12 protein-coding genes are annotated in these 12405 nt (G+C 68.1%); 5 read left to right on the forward strand and 7 right to left on the reverse strand.

The window, feature by feature from the left end:
- Positions 1-2: 2 nt before the first annotated feature.
- From pcaF to paaF, 5 genes are read right to left on the reverse strand one after another with little or no spacing between them, the layout of a single operon-like run.
- On the reverse strand, positions 3-1226 hold the full coding sequence (pcaF, locus tag G7A98_RS13950) for a 3-oxoadipyl-CoA thiolase (protein WP_163650291.1): 1224 nt from the start codon (positions 1224-1226) through the stop codon (positions 3-5).
- Positions 1223-1669 carry a hydroxyphenylacetyl-CoA thioesterase PaaI gene (paaI, locus tag G7A98_RS13955; protein ID WP_163650292.1) on the reverse strand — a complete coding sequence of 149 codons (447 nt, stop codon included), beginning with the start codon at positions 1667-1669 and terminating at the stop codon, positions 1223-1225. Before paaI ends, pcaF begins: the two co-directional genes overlap by 4 nt.
- On the reverse strand, positions 1662-3215 hold the full coding sequence (gene paaH, locus G7A98_RS13960; RefSeq protein WP_163650293.1) for a 3-hydroxyacyl-CoA dehydrogenase PaaH: 1554 nt from the start codon (positions 3213-3215) through the stop codon (positions 1662-1664). The genes paaI and paaH overlap by 8 nt, the downstream gene beginning before the upstream one ends.
- Position 3216: 1 nt before the next feature.
- Complete coding sequence (paaG, locus tag G7A98_RS13965; protein WP_163650294.1) at positions 3217-4008, reverse strand: 2-(1,2-epoxy-1,2-dihydrophenyl)acetyl-CoA isomerase PaaG; 792 nt, start codon at positions 4006-4008, stop codon at positions 3217-3219.
- Positions 4009-4013: 5 nt separating this feature from the next.
- Positions 4014-4787, reverse strand: a complete 774-nt coding sequence (gene paaF, locus G7A98_RS13970; protein ID WP_163650344.1) for a 2,3-dehydroadipyl-CoA hydratase PaaF — start codon at positions 4785-4787, stop codon at positions 4014-4016.
- Positions 4788-5164: 377 nt separating this feature from the next.
- Between paaF and paaN the strand changes: the two genes are divergently transcribed.
- From paaN to G7A98_RS13985, 3 genes are all read left to right on the forward strand, one after another.
- Positions 5165-6844: a phenylacetic acid degradation protein PaaN gene (gene paaN, locus G7A98_RS13975; protein ID WP_163650295.1), complete on the forward strand. Its 1680-nt coding sequence runs from the start codon at positions 5165-5167 to the stop codon at positions 6842-6844.
- Positions 6845-7023: 179 nt separating this feature from the next.
- Positions 7024-7644, forward strand: coding sequence for a phenylacetic acid degradation protein PaaY (gene paaY, locus G7A98_RS13980; protein WP_163650296.1), 621 nt, complete (start codon positions 7024-7026; stop codon positions 7642-7644).
- 11 nt (positions 7645-7655) lie between these two features.
- Positions 7656-8441 carry an enoyl-CoA hydratase-related protein gene (locus G7A98_RS13985; RefSeq protein WP_163650297.1) on the forward strand — a complete coding sequence of 262 codons (786 nt, stop codon included), beginning with the start codon at positions 7656-7658 and terminating at the stop codon, positions 8439-8441.
- Positions 8442-8524: 83 nt separating this feature from the next.
- Here G7A98_RS13985 and paaX read toward each other — a convergent pair whose 3' ends face one another.
- Together paaX and G7A98_RS13995 are read right to left on the reverse strand one after the other, a co-directional pair.
- Positions 8525-9448 carry a phenylacetic acid degradation operon negative regulatory protein PaaX gene (gene paaX / locus G7A98_RS13990; RefSeq protein WP_163650298.1) on the reverse strand — a complete coding sequence of 308 codons (924 nt, stop codon included), beginning with the start codon at positions 9446-9448 and terminating at the stop codon, positions 8525-8527.
- A gap of 259 nt (positions 9449-9707) precedes the next feature.
- Positions 9708-10595: a LysR family transcriptional regulator gene (locus G7A98_RS13995; RefSeq protein WP_163650299.1), complete on the reverse strand. Its 888-nt coding sequence runs from the start codon at positions 10593-10595 to the stop codon at positions 9708-9710.
- 137 nt (positions 10596-10732) lie between these two features.
- On the opposite strand from G7A98_RS13995, the gene G7A98_RS14000 reads away from it, so the two are divergent.
- Together G7A98_RS14000 and G7A98_RS14005 are read left to right on the forward strand one after the other, a co-directional pair.
- On the forward strand, positions 10733-10945 hold the full coding sequence (locus G7A98_RS14000; RefSeq protein ID WP_163650300.1) for a DUF3311 domain-containing protein: 213 nt from the start codon (positions 10733-10735) through the stop codon (positions 10943-10945).
- Complete coding sequence (locus tag G7A98_RS14005) at positions 10938-12398, forward strand: sodium:solute symporter family protein (protein WP_163650301.1); 1461 nt, start codon at positions 10938-10940, stop codon at positions 12396-12398. The genes G7A98_RS14000 and G7A98_RS14005 overlap by 8 nt, the downstream gene beginning before the upstream one ends.
- The last annotated feature ends 7 nt before the right edge of the window (positions 12399-12405 follow it).

The raw sequence follows: 12405 nt of genomic DNA on the forward strand, positions 1-12405 counted from the left end.
ACTCAGAGGCGTTCAATGATCAAGGCGATGCCCTGGCCGACGCCGATGCACATGGTGCACAGGGCATAGCGGCCCTGGCGGCGCTCCAGTTCGTGCAGGGCGGTGGTGACCAGGCGTGCGCCGCTCATGCCCAGCGGGTGGCCCAGGGCGATGGCGCCGCCGTTGGGGTTGACGTGATCGGCATCGTCGGGGAGGCCCAGGTCGCGCAGCACGGCCAGGGCCTGGGCGGCGAAGGCTTCGTTGAGCTCGATCACGTCCATCTGCTCGAGCGACAGGCCGGTCTGGGCCAGCACCTTGCGGGTGGCCGGTGCCGGGCCGAAGCCCATGATCCGCGGTTCCACCCCGGCGGTGGCCATGCCCACCACCCGGGCCCGCGGACGCAGCTGGAAGCGCTCGGCCTGGGCGGGGGCGGCCAGCAGCAGGGCGCAGGCGCCGTCGTTGACCCCGGAGGCGTTGCCGGCGGTCACACTGCCGCCCTCGCGAAACGGGGTGGGCAGGCCCGCCAGCTGCTCGAGGGTGGTAGTGGGGCGCGGGTGCTCGTCGGTGTCGACCACCAGCGGTTCCTGCCTGCGGCGCGGCACCTCCACTGGCACGATCTCTTCGGCCAGACGCCCGGCCTCCATGGCGGCGGCGGTGCGCTGCTGGCTGCGCAGGGCGAAGGCATCCTGATCCTCGCGGGAAATACCGAACTGCTCGGCGACGTTCTCGGCGGTCTCGGGCATCGAGTCGATACCATAATGCTGCTCCAGCAGCGGGTTGACGAAACGCCAGCCGATGGTGGTGTCGTGCATCGCCGCGCTGCGCGAGAAGGCCTGCTCGGCCTTGCCCAACACGAAGGGTGCCCGGGACATCGACTCCACGCCGCCGGCGAGAGTCAGGCCGGCCTCGCCGCAATGGATAGCGCGTGCCGCGCTGCCGATGGCGTCCATGCCGGAGCCGCACAGGCGATTGAGGGTGGTGCCGGGCACCGTCACCGGCAGGCCGGCCAGCAATGCCGACATGCGGGCCACGTTGCGGTTGTCCTCGCCGGCCTGGTTGGCGCAGCCGTAGAAGACGTCGTCGATCTGCGCCCAGTCCAGGCCGGAGTGACGCGCCATCAGGGTGCGCAGTGGAAGGGCGCCGAGGTCGTCGGCGCGCACGCGGGCCAGAGCGCCCCCGTAGCGGCCGACCGGGGTGCGCACGGCGTCGATGATGTAGGCGTCCTGGAGGGAGGAAACATTGCTCACGGGGCTTGCTCCGGTTGAATGACGTGGCCGCGAACCTGATACGACTTGCCGCGGAACAGGGCGATGGTCTCGCCGTGCTGGTTGGTGAGGGTGACGTCGTACACGCCGGTGCGGTTGCCTCGCGAGCGCTCCACCGCCTGGGCGGTCAGCCGGTCCCCTTCGCGGGCGCCGCGCAGGTAGTCGATGCTGCAGCCGGCCCCCACGGTGGCCAGATCATAGGTGTTGCAGGCGAAGGCGAAGGCGGAGTCGGCCAGGGTGAACAGATAGCCACCGTGGCAGGAGCCATGGCCCTGGATCATCGCGGCGGTGATCGTCATGGTCAGGGTCGCCTGCCCGGGGGTGACGGCGGTGAGCGTCATGCCGAGTTCGCGGCTGGCCGTGTCACGGGCGAACATGGCATCGGCACAGGCCTCGGCCAGCTGCTGGGGGGACATCTCAGCCATGAAAGACCTCCTTGGCCAGGGCCTTGCGGCGCAGCAGGAAGGACGGGCGGTAGCGGCTCTCGCCATAGCTCTGCTGCAGGTGGGTCAGGATGCGGTGGACGAAGGGCAGCCCCAGGTCGTCGGCCCAGGCCAGCGGCCCGCGTGGGTAATTGACCCCGGCCTGCATGGCCAGGTCGCCGTCGGCCGCGCTGCACACGCCCTGCAGCACCGCATCGGCGGCCTCGTTGGCGAGCATGGCGACACTGCGCAGCACCACCAGCCCCGGGGTGTCGGTGAGCCAGGCCACGTCGAGGTCGAGGTGCTGGAAGAGGGCGGTGGCCTGGTCGCGGCCTCGGGAGTCGACACCGGGACTGGCGGTCAGGGCGAGCGCCGTGGCGGTGGCGTAGTCGTGGGCCAGGTCGAACAGCACCAAGGCCTCGAGCCCCTCGTCGGCAGCGCGCTCGGCGGCGCAGCGGCCGTCGCTGAGCGCCAGCGTCAGCTCGCCCAGGCGCAGGCGCGGGGACGCCGCGGTCCGCTGGAGCTCGGTCGTCTGGCGAATCACCTCGAGATCCGCGCGCTCGGCCCGCGCCACCAGCGGCGCGAGCAGGCCGGGGTCACCCTCGACGATCAGCGCCGGCAGCTCGGCCGCGACGGCGTCGGCATAGGCCGGCGTCGGGCGCTCGGCGCCATCACGCGCCTGATCACGATAGTCGTAGAAGCCCCGGCCGCTCTTGCGCCCCAGCCGGCCGGCGTCCACCAGGGCCTGCTGGGCCAGCGACGGGGTGAAGCGGCGGTCGCCGTAGTAGGCGTCGAACACCGAGCGGGTCACCGCGTAGTTGACGTCATGGCCGATCAGGTCGGTCAGCTCGAAGGGGCCCATGCGAAAGCCGCCGGCGTCGCGCAGCAGCGCATCCAGGGTGGCCGGGGCGGCCACGCCTTCCTCGAGCAGCCTCAGGCCTTCGGCATAGAAGGGCCGCGCCACTCGGTTGACGATGAAGCCGGGGGTGGAGCGGGCATGGACCGGGATCTTGCCCCAGGCGGCGGCGGTGGCGTGGAGGGTGTCGGCGACCTCGGGCGCGGTGGCCAGGCCCGAGATCACCTCGACCAGCGCCATGACCGGCGCCGGGTTGAAGAAGTGCAGCCCGGCCAGGCGCTCGGGGCCCTCGAGGCCGGCGGCGATCGCGGTTATAGACAGCGACGAGGTGTTGCTGGCCAGCAGGGTGTCCGGGCGGCACAGCGTCTCGAGGCGCCGGAAGACCTCCTGCTTGACCTCGAGGTTCTCGACGATCGCCTCGATGACCAGTTGGCAGTCGGCCAGGCCCTCGAGCTCCTCGGCGGGCACCAGGTTCGCCACCATGGCATCGGCGTCCTGCCGGGTCAGCTTGCCCTTGGCGACCCGGCGCTCGAGCCGCTGGCGAATCCCCTCGATGCCGGCGGCAGCGGCCCCGTCGCGATTGTCATGCAGGCAGACGCGATGGCCGGCCTGGACGGCGACCTGGGCGATGCCGGCGCCCATGGCACCGGCGCCGATCACCCCGATGATGGCGGTAGCAGGCAAGGCGGACATCTCACTCTCCCATGAAGTGCGGGGTGCGTTTTTCCATGAAGGCGCTCACGCCCTCGCGATAGTCGATGGTACGACCGGCCAGGCGCTGCAGGTCGCGCTCCAGGTCGAGCTGCGCGTCGAAGCCGTTGTCGGTGCTGGCGTGCAGGGCACGCTTGATCAGTGCCAAGCCGCGGGTCGGCTGGGTGGCGAGGTGACGGGCCAGCATCAGCGCCTCGTCCTGCAGGGCCGCGTCATCGACACAGCGCCAGATCAGCCCCCACTGCTCGGCCTGCTCGGCGCCGAGCGGTTCGCCCAGCATCGCCAGGCCCTTGGCGCGGGCCATGCCCACCAGCTGCGGCAGGCTCCAGGTACCGCCGGAATCGGGAATCAGGCCGATCCTGCAGAAGGCCTGGATGAACTTGGCCGAGCGCGCCGCCAGCACGAAGTCGCAGACCAGCGGCAGGTTGGCGCCGGCGCCGGCGGCCACGCCGTTGACCGCGCAGACTGTGGGGATGGTGAGGTTGCGCAGGCTGCGCAGCAGCGGGTTGTAGTGCCGCTCCAGCGACTCCCCCAGGTCCGGCGCCTCGGCCCCCGGCGCGACGCTGCGATCCGACAGGTCCTGGCCGGCACAGAAGCCTCGGCCGCTGCCGGTGAGCAGCAGGGCCCGCACGCCGGGATCCTGGCGCACGGTCTTGAGGGCCTGGCGCATCTGTTCGTGCATGGCGAGGGTGAAGCTGTTGAGGCTGTCGGGACGGTTCAGGGTGATCCGGGCGACGCCGTCCTCGATGCTCAGGAGCACGGTCTGGTCAGTCATGGCGATCAGCATCCTCTGAAGTGGGCGGGGCGTTTTTCCTGGAAGGCGCTCAGGCCTTCTTCGCGGTCGGCGGTGCCGGCCAGCACCGTGAAGGCATGGCGTTCGTAGCGCAGGCCGGTGGCCAGGTCGGTGTCCTGGGCCTTGCGCAGGGTCTCGCGGGCCAGGCGCACCGCCAGCGGCGCCTTGGCGGCGATCGTCTCGGCGATGGCGGTGGCCCGCTCGAGGGTCAGTTCGGGCTGGGTGATCTCGATGACCAGGCCGGCGGCCTGGGCGCGACGGGCATCGATCGGCTCGCCGGTCAGCACCATCTGCGTGGCCAAGCTCTGACCGACGGCCCGTACCAGGCGCTGGGTGCCACCGGCGCCGGGCATGATGCCCAGGTTGATCTCCGGCTGGCCGAAGCGGGCGTCCTCGCCGGCGACGATGATGTCGGCCTGCAGGGCCAGCTCGCAGCCGCCGCCCAGCGCGAAACCGTTGACGGCGGCGATGATCGGTTTGGTGAACCGCGCGAGGGTGGCCCAGTGGCGCTGACGAGGGTCATCAAGCATGCCCACCAGATCCCGCTCGGCCATCTCCTTGATGTCGGCGCCGGCGGCGAAGGCGCGGCGGTTGCCGGTGATCACCACGGCGCGGACCTCGGCCTCGTCCTCGGCCGCCACCAGGACGCCGGCCAGTTCCTCCAGCAGCCGGGTATTGAGAGCGTTCAGCGCCTCGGGGCGATTCAGGGCAATCTGCAGCACCCCCTTGTCGGGGCCGGTGATGAGCAGGTGATCCAGCATGGTGCCTCGCGTCTGTATCGTCATGAAACGTGATACCTGGATGGCAGGAAATGGATGACAACGAGTATATGTTTTTCTTGATACGGGGCAATAATATCAAGCGTATTATATGTATCCCTTTCGGAGGTTGTTTATAAAAATCTATTTAAAATCAATCATTTGAATAACAATTCAAATGGCATTTCCGATGCCTAGACCATGGTCGTAGGTATAATGCCATTAGCAAAAAATTGGCAAATTTTATATATAAATCAATTAATTACTGCATTTCGCCAAAAAAGATACATTAACAAGCAAAAAAATGTTTTGATGTGTCGTTACCTCGTGGTTAGCCTTTGGGGAATCGATGTATCAAGAGTCGACACAGGAGCCGACCCATGCCCCAGAACGCCCAGTCATTCTTCAATCGTCATCGCGAGACTCTCGAGAAGGCGGTTGCCGCCATCGATTCCCGAGAGTACTGGACGCCCTATCCGGAGAGCCTCAAGCAGTACCCGGAAGACGCCGTGAAGGCCGCACCGCAGCGTTTCGAGGCCCTGCTGCGCCAGCCCTTCGCCCTGCGCAAGGCCACGGCAGTGGCCGGCCAGGTCGGCGCCGAGGTCTCGCCCTACGGCTTCGAGCTGGGCATCACCTATGACCAGCCGGAACCCGCGGCGCTGATCGAGACCATGCAGGCGGCGATGCCGGCCTGGCGCGATGCCGGGGCCGAAGCGCGGGTGGGGGTGTGCCTGGAGATCCTGGCGCGCCTCAACGCCATGAGCCCGGAGATCGCCCAGGCGGTGATGCACACCAGCGGCCAGGCGCCGATGATGGCCTTTCAGGCCGGCGGCCCCCATGCCCAGGATCGTGGTCTCGAGGCTGTGGCCTACGCCTGGCAGGCGATGTCCCGGGTGCCGGCCAGCGCCCAATGGGTCAAGCCTCAGGGCAAGCATGACCCGCTGGTGCTGGACAAGCGTTACCACATCGTGCCGCGGGGCCTCTCCCTGGTGGTGGCCTGTTCCACCTTCCCCACCTGGAACACCTACCCGGGTCTGTTCGCCAGCCTGGCCACCGGCAACCCGGTGATCCTCAAGCCGCACCCGGGAGCCATCCTGCCGGTGGCCATGACCGCTCGGGTGGCCCAGGAGGTGCTGGAGGAGGCCGGCTTCGATCCCTGTCTGGTGAGTCTGGTACCGGATACCCCGGAGGCGCCGGTCGCCAAGACCCTGGCCCTCGATCCGGCGGTCAGGCTGATCGATTTCACCGGCTCCAGCGCCTTCGGCGAGTGGCTGGAGTGCAACGCCACCCAGGCCCAGGTGTTCACCGAGAAGGCCGGCATCAACAGCGTGATCATCGACAGCGTCGACAGCCTCAAGCCGGTGGCCCAGAACCTGGCCTTCACCCTGAGCCTCTACGCCGGGCAGATGTGCACCACCACCCAGGCGATCTACGTGCCCAGGGGCGGGATCGAGACAGCCGACGGCCGTCTGAGCTTCGACGAGGTGGCCGGGGCCCTGGCCAGGGCGGTGGAGAAGTTCCTCGCCGACAACGACCGCGCCTGTGCGGTGCTCGGCGCCATCCAGTCGCTGGCCACAGTGGAGCGTATCGCGCAGTGCCGCGCACTCGGTGAGGTGCTGCTGGACAGCGAGGCCCGCGAGCACCCGCAGTTCCCCCGGGCCCGCGTCCACACACCGCTGCTGCTCAAAGTGGACGCCGACCAGAAGGCGGCCTACAGCGAGGAGCGCTTCGGCCCGATCAGTTTCATCGTCGCCACCGACGACACTCGGCACAGCATCGCGCTGGCCCGGGAAGTGATCGCCGAGGAGGGAGCCATCACCCTGGGGGCCTACACCACCGACGAGGTCGTGGCCGCGCAGTTCGAGGAGCTGGCCATGGACATCGCCACGCCGCTGTCGCTCAACCTGGATGGGGGCGTGTTCGTCAACCAGTCGGCGGCCTACAGCGACTTCCATGCCACCGGCGGCAACCCGGCGGCCACGGCCGCGCTGTGCGACCAGGCCTTCGTCGCCCGCCGCTTCGTGGTGGTGCAGAGCCGTCGTCATGGACAGGCGAGCTAAGGGCTTCTCTCACGACGTGGCACAGGAGATGAGCTTTCCCGGCGACAAGCTTGCGCGAGGGCGCTGTAAACCCATCCGTGGGCGCTACTTTTGCCGTCCCTGGCAAAAGACCCTCGCTTCATCTTGTCCCCGGCGCCTGTCTCGCTGGGTATCTGACAAGTTCGACATGGAGGCGCTGTATGCCCTGCTATCGACTGGAAGGGGTGATACCGGTGGTGGACCCCTCGGCCTATGTGCATCCCACCGCCGTGCTGATCGGGGATGTCATCGTCGGTCCGCGCTGCTACGTGGGGCCCAACGCGGTGATGCGCGGCGACTTCGGCCGGCTGGTGCTCGAGGAGGGTGCCAATCTGCAGGACACCTGCGTGATGCATGGCTTCCCCGGCTGCATCACCCGAGTGGAACGGGACGGCCATATCGGCCACGGCGCGGTGCTGCACGGCTGTGTGATCGGGTGCGATGCCATGGTCGGCATGAACGCGGTGGTGATGGATGGCGCGGTGATCGGCGAGCGCTCCATCGTCGCCGCCGCGGCCTTCGTCAAGGCCGGCTTCGAATGCCCGCCGCAGTCCCTGGTGCTGGGTTCGCCGGCCCAGGTCAAGCGTGAGCTGAGCGATGAGGAAGTGGCCTGGAAGCAGCAGGGCACCCGGGAGTATCAGCGCCTGGTGACACGCTGCCGCGAGCACATGGAAGAGTGTCAGCCGCTGGCCGAGCGTGAGGTCGATCGCCCGTCGCTCGCGGCTGGCCAGACCGCTCCCAAGTCGCAGTCGACCAAGGCCGCGCTGGATAGGGCAGAATGAGGAGTCGAGTCATGCAGCATGAGTTTATCGAGTTGTCCCGTGAGGACGCGGTGGGCATTATTCGCCTCCATCGTCCCGAGGCCTACAACGCTCTGTGCAATGGCCTGATCGCCGAGCTGGGCCAGGCGCTGGAGGCGCTGGAGGCCGATGACGCCATCGGTGCCATCGTGGTCACCGGAGGCGAGAAGGTGTTTGCCGCCGGGGCCGATATCGGCGAGATGCTGGAGCGCGAGCACGCCGGCCTGTTTGTCGAGGACTTTCCCTTCGCCCACGGTCAGGGCTGGGAGCGCCTGGCGCGCTGCCGCAAGCCGCTGATCGCCGCGGTATCGGGCTATGCCCTGGGCGGCGGCTGCGAGATGGCCATGGCCTGCGACATCATCCTGGCCAGCGAGACGGCGAAGTTCGGCCAACCGGAGGTGAAGATCGGCACCATGCCCGGCGCCGGCGGCACCCAGCGCCTGGTGCGGGCCATCGGCAAGGCCAAGGCCATGGAGCTGTGCCTCTCCGGGCGGACGATGGATGCCGAGGAAGCCGAGCGTGCCGGCCTGGTCTGCCGCGTGGTGCCGGTGGAAGCGCTGCTGGAGGAGGCAAGGGCGCTGGCCGCGAGCATCGCCGCCCACTCGCGTCCGGTGGTGATGCAGATCCGCGAGTCGGTCAACCAGGCCTTCGAGACCGGCCTGCAGGCCGGTCTGCTGTTCGAGCGCCGGGCCTTCCAGGGCACCTTCGACTTCGCGGACCGTCGCGAGGGCATGGCCGCCTTCGCCGAGAAGCGCAAGCCGGTGTTCCGGCACCGCTGAGGAGCACCGTGAACGGGCCTGAATCGTGCGCCTCCTGCCTTGGCAGGGGGCGCGTTCTGCATGGCGGGGCGGTGCCATGGGCGTCAGTCGAGGCCGCCGAAGCGCTGATAGAAGCTGGGGCCGGGGGCCGGCAGGGGGCCTTCCGCCGTCTCCAGGTGATGGTCGAGCCAGCGTTCTGCACGACGGTAGATCGCCCGGTAGATGTTGCGACACAGCTGGTGGGCATTATGGCCTTCCCAGGCGGTGGGCAGCAGCGCGTCGGGCAACAGGGGATCGCGCAACTGTACCTTGCGGTACTCATGGATCAGCAGGGTCCGGGCGATGAAGCACTCCTGCGCATTCAGGTGGTCGTCATCACGCAACTGGGTCCACAGGGGGCGGAACTGTTCGAGGAAACGCTGGTAGTGCGCGGCCAGCTCATCGAGCTGCCAGCTCTGACGGACCTGTAGACACAGGGGGCGCGGGGCGATGGGGGCGCTCGTCGCCTCGGAGAGAATGACGGTGTCCTCGGCGGCCCCCAGCTCCTGCAGCAGGGTCAGGGCATCGAGGCGGCCCAGGGTGGGGTGTGCCATGACCCCCGGGGTCAGGCTGCCGAAGCCCTGCCACTCCAGTTCCTCTTTGACGCGCTGGCGGGCACTGTCCTCGAGCTGGGTCAACAACACCAGCGTCCAGTTGCCGGGCCACTCGGGCGGCTGACCATGATAGACGCGCTTGAAGGCCTGCTCGAAGCGTCGACGGCCGGGGCCGCTTAGGCTGTAGTAGCTGCGGCGTCCGATCTTCTCGCCCTGCAGCCAGGACTCCTTGGTCAGTCGGAACACCGAGGTGCGCACCAGGCGTTCGTTGATGCCCATCGGCTCGAGCAGGCTGGCCAGGCTGCCGAGCCACGCCGTGCCGCCACGGGGGACGATAGCGTCGCCGTATAGCGTGATGATGAGGGAGCCAGTACGCAGGGGGCGGCGTTGTTGAAAGGTGCGAACGAGGGTGTCAATGCTATCGCTGAAAGACATAGGGGCACGGGCGTCTGCAGAAATGTCGCAACATGATACAGGATGAGCTGCGAGCGAGTCCTGGCGGTGTCCGATGGTGAGCCGCGTTGGGCGTCAACTCATTGGCTTCCCCCGGGGAGGGACAAGAACCCCGCCGAGTCGGCTGCCTTGTCAATGCCATCGTTGCGCGGCTGAGCGCGATGAGCGTGGCTGGCGAGTGTGCTTGCCGAGCTTCCTGGTTCCCGCGCCTCTTGCCTAGTGATCCTGTAGTGACGGGCCATCACATCGTCTCTTCCACCAGCGCGACCAGGTTGGCCAGCGCCGGCGAGTCGTTGCCGGTCCGCCAGGCGAACCACAGCGGCATGTCGCAGGCGTCGAGCTCGGGCAGGCGCAGGAAGCGGATGCCGGGCATCGGGTGGGCACTGCTGGCCGCGGGCACCACGGCGATGCCCAGCCCCGCGGCGACCAGGCTGAGGATGGCGATGTTGTCGGCGCCGTACTGCACCACCCGGGGATGGAAGTCGAGCCGCCGGAAGTGGTCGAGCATGCGGTCGTAGTAGACCGGCGATACCCGGCGGAAGCCCCAGACGAAGTCGGCGTCGTGGAGCTCGGCGAGTGTCGCCGGCGGTGAGCCCGCCCAGCAGGAGTTTTCGGGCACCGCGAGGATCAGGTGGTCGCGGTGCAGCAGGCGCGTTTCCAGGCCCGGCTGCTCGGCGCCGTCGAGGTAGAGGATGCCGGCGTCGAGCTGGTCCTCGCGCAGCCGGTCGAGCTGGGGGCCGGAGAGCAGCGGGAAGACCTCGAAGGCGACGCTCGGATAGCGCTGGCGATAGCCGGCGAGCAGCCTCGCCACCTGCGGCACCCACAGGTGGGTCACCGTCACCCCCAGGCTGACCTTGCCGATCACCCCCTGGCCCAGCGCCGCGAGCCGGGAGCGGATGCGGTCGTGGTGATCGAGCAGTGCCCGGGCTTCCTCGACCAGCGTGCGGCCGGCCACGGTCAGCTGCATGCCGCGGGCGTGACGGTCGAACAGCCGGGTTTCCAGGTCCTCCTCGAGCAGCCGGATCTGGCGGGTCAGCGCCGGCTGGGCGATGTGGACCCGGCGGCTGGCCGCCGACACCGAGCCTTCCTCGACCACGGCCAGGAAGTAGTGGAGTTGCCGGAATTCCATGGAGGGCTCCCTGTCGATTCCCATGCCGAAGTGGTATGGATGAGATCGATTATAAATATTTTTTCTATGCTGAAGGGAGGCCCATAGTGGAGTGACAATCCACAACAACCTCGCCGCGAGCGAGGGGGACATCAACCATGACCAAGACCTACCAGTGTCTGGTCGGGCTGCACTTCGCCATCTGTACCCTGGCGATGATCTGGCCCGGCGCTCTGATCGCCAATCGCATCGAGCCCACCGTGCTCGGCCTTCCCTTCCTGTTCTTCTGGTACATCCTGTGGATGCTGGTGCTGTTCGCCGGCATGTGGGTGGCCTTCATCGTCCGTCATGGAGGTGACCGCCATGAGTGATTCCATGATCGTGGTCGGCATCACGCTCGCCTACCTGGCGATGGTGCTGGTGGTCGGCCTGCGCGCCCGCGGCCAGTCGAACTCCAGCCTGGAGGGCTATGTCGCCGGCGGCCGCCATGTCGGGGTGATGATCCTGTTCTTCATCCTCGGCGCGGAGATTTTCTCCGCCTTCGCCTTCCTGGGGACGCCCGGCTGGGCCTACCAGCGCGGGGCGCCGGCCTTCTATATCCTCGCCTATCTGTCGCTGGTGCCGATCACCATCTGGGTGCTGGGCCCGCGGGTGGCCAGGCTGGGGCGCGAGCGGGGCTACCTGACCCAGGGCGACATGATCGCCGATCACTACCGGAGCAAGCCGCTGGGCATGCTGGCCGGGGTCATCGGCGTGGTGGCGCTGGTGCCCTACCTGACCATCCAGATCGCCGGGGCCGGCCTGTTGTTCCAGGCGGCCACCGACGGCCTGGTGCCGTTCTGGCTGGGCGGCCTGCTGGCCTTCGTGGTGGTGGCGGCCTACGTGTTCTGCAGCGGCCTGAGCGGCATCGGCTGGACCAACCTGGTGCAGGGCATCATGATGATCTTCATCGCCTGGTTCCTGGGGCTGGCGGTCTCGGATCGTCTCTACGGCGGGGTCGGCGAGATGTTCGCGCAGATCCAGCAGACCGCGCCCGAATACCTGACCATGCCGGGCGCCACCGACATGAGCTGGGGCTACTTCAGTACCGCGGTGCTGGTCAGCGCCTTCGGCGGGGCCATGTGGCCGCACCTGTTCATGAAGTTCTACTCGGCGGACAGCGGCCGCACCCTGCGCAAGGTGAGCGTCTTCTACCCGCTCTATGCCTACCTGCTGGTGCCGCTGCTGCTGATCGGTTTCGCCGGCATCCTGACCTTCGCCGACGCGCCGCTGGCGCGCCCCGACACCGTGCTGCTGAAGATGGTGCTGGACGTGGCCAACTTCTCGCCCTGGGTGATCGGGCTGATGCTCTCCGGCGCCCTGGCGGCGGCGATGTCCACCGGCGCCAACCTGGCCCACACCGCGGCCATCGTGCTGGTGCGCGATGTCCTCACGCCCACCGTGATGAAGGGCGCCAGCGAGAAGGCCACGGTCGGTGCGACGCGCTGGAGCGTGCTGGGCCTGTCGCTGGCCGCCTATGGGCTGGCGCTGCTCAACCCCGGCTCGCTGGTGATGATCCTGCTCACCGCCTACGGCCTGATCGTGCAGCTGTTCCCCATGGTGCTCGGGGCGCTGTTCCTGCCGCGCCTGCGTCGCGCCAGCGTGATGCTGGGTGCCCTGGTCGGCAGCGTGGCCTACCTGCTGATGGACTTCGTCTGGTCCTCGCCGCTGGGCTGGCACGCCGGGGTCTGGGCGATCCTGCTCAACGTCCTCGTGGTCATCGCCTGTCAGGCCTTCATGCAGCCAGCCGCCCGGGGGCCTTCCCTGGCGGGCCGGCATCACTAACCGATTC

The organism is Modicisalibacter sp. 'Wilcox', from assembly GCF_010993675.1.
GTDB classification, from domain to species: Bacteria; Pseudomonadota; Gammaproteobacteria; order Pseudomonadales; family Halomonadaceae; genus Modicisalibacter; species Modicisalibacter tunisiensis.

Bases quoted from the DNA above. Each gene is read 5' to 3' on its own strand.
- G7A98_RS13995 (WP_163650299.1), bottom strand. From the start codon at position 10,595: ATGGAATTCCGGCAACTCCACTACTTCCTGGCCGTGGTCGAGGAAGGC.
- paaH (WP_163650293.1), bottom strand. From the start codon at position 3,215: ATGTCCGCCTTGCCTGCTACCGCCATCATCGGGGTGATCGGCGCCGGT.
- G7A98_RS14000 (WP_163650300.1), top strand. From the start codon at position 10,733: ATGACCAAGACCTACCAGTGTCTGGTCGGGCTGCACTTCGCCATCTGT.
- G7A98_RS13985 (WP_163650297.1), top strand. From the start codon at position 7,656: ATGCAGCATGAGTTTATCGAGTTGTCCCGTGAGGACGCGGTGGGCATT.
- paaG (WP_163650294.1), bottom strand. From the start codon at position 4,008: ATGACTGACCAGACCGTGCTCCTGAGCATCGAGGACGGCGTCGCCCGG.
- paaY (WP_163650296.1), top strand. From the start codon at position 7,024: ATGCCCTGCTATCGACTGGAAGGGGTGATACCGGTGGTGGACCCCTCG.
- paaN (WP_163650295.1), top strand. From the start codon at position 5,165: ATGCCCCAGAACGCCCAGTCATTCTTCAATCGTCATCGCGAGACTCTC.
- paaX (WP_163650298.1), bottom strand. From the start codon at position 9,448: ATGTCTTTCAGCGATAGCATTGACACCCTCGTTCGCACCTTTCAACAA.
- paaF (WP_163650344.1), bottom strand. From the start codon at position 4,787: ATGCTGGATCACCTGCTCATCACCGGCCCCGACAAGGGGGTGCTGCAG.
- paaI (WP_163650292.1), bottom strand. From the start codon at position 1,669: ATGGCTGAGATGTCCCCCCAGCAGCTGGCCGAGGCCTGTGCCGATGCC.
- G7A98_RS14005 (WP_163650301.1), top strand. From the start codon at position 10,938: ATGAGTGATTCCATGATCGTGGTCGGCATCACGCTCGCCTACCTGGCG.